Annotated in this window: 6 protein-coding genes and 1 pseudogene; all 7 read left to right on the top strand. The window is 69.7% G+C overall.

Going from position 1 to position 3,298, the window contains the following annotated elements; all coding sequences use genetic code 11:
* The coding region (locus HUU95_RS11760; RefSeq protein WP_174280280.1) for an intermembrane phospholipid transport protein YdbH family protein at window positions 1-929 on the top strand (929 nt) is incomplete at its 5' end.
* Window positions 926-1,093, top strand: coding sequence for a YnbE family lipoprotein (locus HUU95_RS11755; RefSeq protein ID WP_368039815.1), 168 nt, complete (start codon window positions 926-928; stop codon window positions 1,091-1,093). The genes HUU95_RS11760 and HUU95_RS11755, both read left to right, overlap by 4 nt.
* Window positions 1,093-1,458 (top strand): YdbL family protein, encoded by a 366-nt coding sequence (locus HUU95_RS11750; protein WP_174280279.1) that lies wholly within the window; start codon window positions 1,093-1,095, stop codon window positions 1,456-1,458. Before HUU95_RS11755 ends, HUU95_RS11750 begins: the two co-directional genes overlap by 1 nt.
* A gap of 216 nt (window positions 1,459-1,674) precedes the next feature.
* Window positions 1,675-1,986 (top strand): AtpZ/AtpI family protein, encoded by a 312-nt coding sequence (locus HUU95_RS11745; RefSeq protein WP_174280278.1) that lies wholly within the window; start codon window positions 1,675-1,677, stop codon window positions 1,984-1,986.
* Window positions 1,987-2,034: 48 nt separating this feature from the next.
* Window positions 2,035-2,817, top strand: a complete 783-nt coding sequence (locus HUU95_RS11740) for a F0F1 ATP synthase subunit A (protein ID WP_174280277.1) — start codon at window positions 2,035-2,037, stop codon at window positions 2,815-2,817.
* Window positions 2,818-2,839: 22 nt separating this feature from the next.
* A complete protein-coding gene (locus HUU95_RS11735) occupies window positions 2,840-3,070 on the top strand; it encodes a F0F1 ATP synthase subunit C (RefSeq protein WP_174280276.1) in 231 nt (76 codons plus the stop codon).
* Window positions 3,071-3,114: 44 nt separating this feature from the next.
* Window positions 3,115-3,298 (top strand): annotated as a pseudogene (locus tag HUU95_RS11730) (ATPase); the annotation flags it as partial.

Below are 3,298 nucleotides of genomic sequence, written 5' to 3'. Positions count from 1 at the left end.
TCGCCTTCCAGACCGACACGACGATCAGCGCGGACAGCTACACGGTGCGCGGGCAGGGGCACATCGCCTGGGGGCCCGCCGGCGTCACCTCGACCGGCGCGGTCGGCACCGACCGGCTCGATCTGGCCGCCGCGTTCGGCCCGGTCACCGGCCTGGCCGGCACGATCCGCTTCGACGACCTGCTCGCCTTGCGGAGCGCGCCGCACCAGCGGCTGTCGGTCGCCTCGATCAACCCGGGCGTGCCGGTGACGGACGGCGTCGTCACGCTCCAGCTGCTCCCCGGCCCGCTGGTGCAGGTGGAGGGCGCGGCCTGGCCGTTCGCGGGTGGCGCGCTGACGCTCGACCCGACGCTGCTCGACTTCGCCGCCACCGCGCGGCGCCGGCTCACCTTCCATGTCGCGGGCGCCAGGGCCGACCAGTTCCTGCAATCGTTCGATTTCCCGAACCTCGACGCGACCGGCACCTTCGACGGCGCGCTGCCGATGGTGTTCGACGCGGATGGCGGCCGGATCGAGGGCGGCCGGCTCGCGGTCCGCGCGGGCGGCGGCACGATCGCCTATGTCGGCGAACTGACCGCCAAGGACCTTGGCTTCTGGGGCAATCTCGCCTTCCAGACGCTGCGCTCGCTGCGCTATCGCTCGCTCGACGTGACGATGGACGGGCCGCTCGCCGGCGAGATGGTGACGGGGGTGCGCTTCGCCGGCGTGCGCCAGGGCGTGGGCGCCCGGAGCAACTTCGTCGTCCGCCGCTTGCAGCGGCTGCCGTTCGTGTTCAACGTCCGCATCCGCGCGCCGTTTCGCGGCCTGCTCGACACCACCGCGAGCTTCCACGATCCGCGCGCGCTGATCGGGCGCGAGCTGCCGGAGCTGCTCGCCCCGGCCGTTCAGCCGCCGGCAAGCGCGCCGGTGCCAGGGGAGACGCCGCGATGAGGATGTGGATCTTGGCGCCGATGCTGGCGGGCGGCTGCGTCAACGTGACCGCGCCCAACAAGCCGATCGAGATCAACCTCAACATCGCGGTGACGCAGGACGTGGTGGTCAAGCTGGACGCGGACGCCAGGTCGGTCATCAAGTCCAATCCGGGGATCTTCTGATGCGCAAGCTGATGGCCATGGCGATGATCGCGGCGCTCGCCACGCCGGGGATGGCGCAGCGTGATCCCGCCTATCAGGCGGCGCGCGCGGGCGGCGAGGTGGGCGAGCAGCCCGACGGCTATCTGGGCGTGGTCGGCGCCGGCTCGGCCGAGCTGCGCGCGCTGGTCAGCAACATCAACATCCAGCGCAAGGCCGCCTATACGCAACGCGCGCAGGCGTCGGGCGCGACGGTGGAGCAGCTCGCCTTCACCAGCGGCTGCCGCCTGATCGAGCAGACGGGCGCGGGCGAGAAATACCGCACGCCCGGCGGCAGCTGGGCGACGCGCGGGGCGGGCCCGCCCGAGCGCGACGGGCGCTGTGGCTAAGTCCCTCTCCCACCGGGAGAGGGAAGGGGCCCGCCCAGCGTAGCTGGGTGGGACGGGCATCGCTCACCCTCACCCTTCCGCCGACTGCGTCGGCTCCCTCCCTCTCCCAATGGGAGAGGGACTTGCTTGACACCCCCGTACCCCCCCGCTAACCGACCGCTGCCTTGGCGGGCTCGCCGGTTGGCTGCCTTTCGCCTGCCCATGGGGAAGCGTTGAGTGGCCGAACGAGAGCCCGGTTCAGACCCCGGCGAGGAGGCCCGGCTCCGGTCGCTCGATGAGCGGCTGGCGGCGGCGGACCGCGTCGAACGGCAGCGCACGGGCGCGAACAAGGCGGATGCCGGCGAGAGTTACGATCTCGGCAACCGCGTGCTCGCCGAGCTACTGGGGGGGATGATCGGCGGTGCGGCGATCGGCTTTGTCCTGGACAAGGTCTTCCACACCACCCCGGCCTTCCTGTTGCTGCTGCTGTTTGCAGGGATCGGCGTCGCGTTCAGGAACATCTTCCGGTTATCGCGGCGCTCGAAGTAGCACTTCGGGCGCTTTCATTTGGGTTGGGGCCAGTTGAGGTTGGGGCACGTGGCGGCAGACAGCGGCAGGATCGATCCGATGCACCAGTTCGAGGTGCAGTCGTTCGGAACGCTGTTTCACGTCGGTGGCCATTCGATCGACTTCACCAATTCGGCGCTGTGGATGTGCGTCACCGTTGTCGCGCTCTGGGCGTTCATGCTTGGGGGCCTGCGGGGGCAGGTGGTGCCCGGCCGCTGGCAGATGGCGGTGGAAAGTGCCACGCGCTTCATCGACAACATGCTGGCGGCGAATGTCGGGCCGCAAGGCCGGCGGTACGTCCCATACGTCTTCTCGCTGTTCATGTTCATCCTGTTCGCCAACATCCTGGGCCTGCTGCCGCTGGGCGTGGTCGGCGTGCATCCGTTCACCTTCACCAGCCATTTCACGATCACGGGCGTGCTCGCGATCATGAGCTTTTCCATCGTGCTGGTCGTCGGCTTCTGGCGGCACGGTCTGCACTTCTTCAGCCTGTTCGTGCCGCACGGCACGCCCGTGCTGCTGCTGCCGCTGATCCCGCCGATCGAGTTCGTGTCGTTCATGGTGCGCCCGTTCAGCCTGGCGCTGCGGCTGTTCGTCGCGATGACGGCGGGCCATGTGCTGCTGGAGGTGCTGAGCGGCTTTGTCATCAACTCGGGCAATGCCGGGCTCGGCTTCGGGCTCGGCGTCGGCATTCCCTCTTTCGTGCTGATGATCGGCATCTGCGCGCTGGAGCTGCTGGTGTCGGCGATCCAGGCCTATGTCTTCGCGCTGCTGACGTCGCTGTACATCAACGACGCGGTCAACCTTCACTAATCACCATCGGAGTTTGAGACACATGGACGCACATTCGGCGGCGCTGCTGGGCGCGGGTTTCGCGGGCATCGGCGCGGGCGTCGCGGCGCTGGGCGTGGGCAACGTGTTCGGCTCGTTCCTGGAGGGCGCGCTGCGCAATCCGGGCGCGGCCGACGGCCAACAGGGCCGGCTGTTCATCGGCTTCGCGGCCGCCGAGCTGCTCGGGCTGCTCGCCTTCGTCGTCGCGATGATCCTGATCTTCGTCGCCAAGTAAGCGCATCGGGGCCGGCCCCGCGCCGGCCCCTGTCGGGACGCTCGATGCCGCAGATATCCCAGCTCGCCGCGACCTACCTGTCGCAGATCTTCTGGCTCGCCGTGACGTTCGGGCTGGTGTTCCTGGTCGTCGGCCGGGGCATGCTGCCGCGCGTCCAGGCGACGATCGAGGGCCGGGACCAGCGCATCGCGGGCGACCTCGCCGCCGCCCGCGCCGCCCGCGACGCGG

The organism is Sphingomonas bacterium (assembly GCF_903643065.1).
Classification (GTDB): Bacteria; Pseudomonadota; Alphaproteobacteria; order Sphingomonadales; family Sphingomonadaceae; genus Sphingomonas.
This window is presented reverse-complemented; position numbering and strand designations above follow the sequence as displayed.

Bases quoted from the DNA above. Each gene is read 5' to 3' on its own strand.
- HUU95_RS11755 (WP_368039815.1), top strand. From the start codon at position 926: ATGAGGATGTGGATCTTGGCGCCGATGCTGGCGGGCGGCTGCGTCAAC.
- HUU95_RS11750 (WP_174280279.1), top strand. From the start codon at position 1,093: ATGCGCAAGCTGATGGCCATGGCGATGATCGCGGCGCTCGCCACGCCG.
- HUU95_RS11735 (WP_174280276.1), top strand. From the start codon at position 2,840: ATGGACGCACATTCGGCGGCGCTGCTGGGCGCGGGTTTCGCGGGCATC.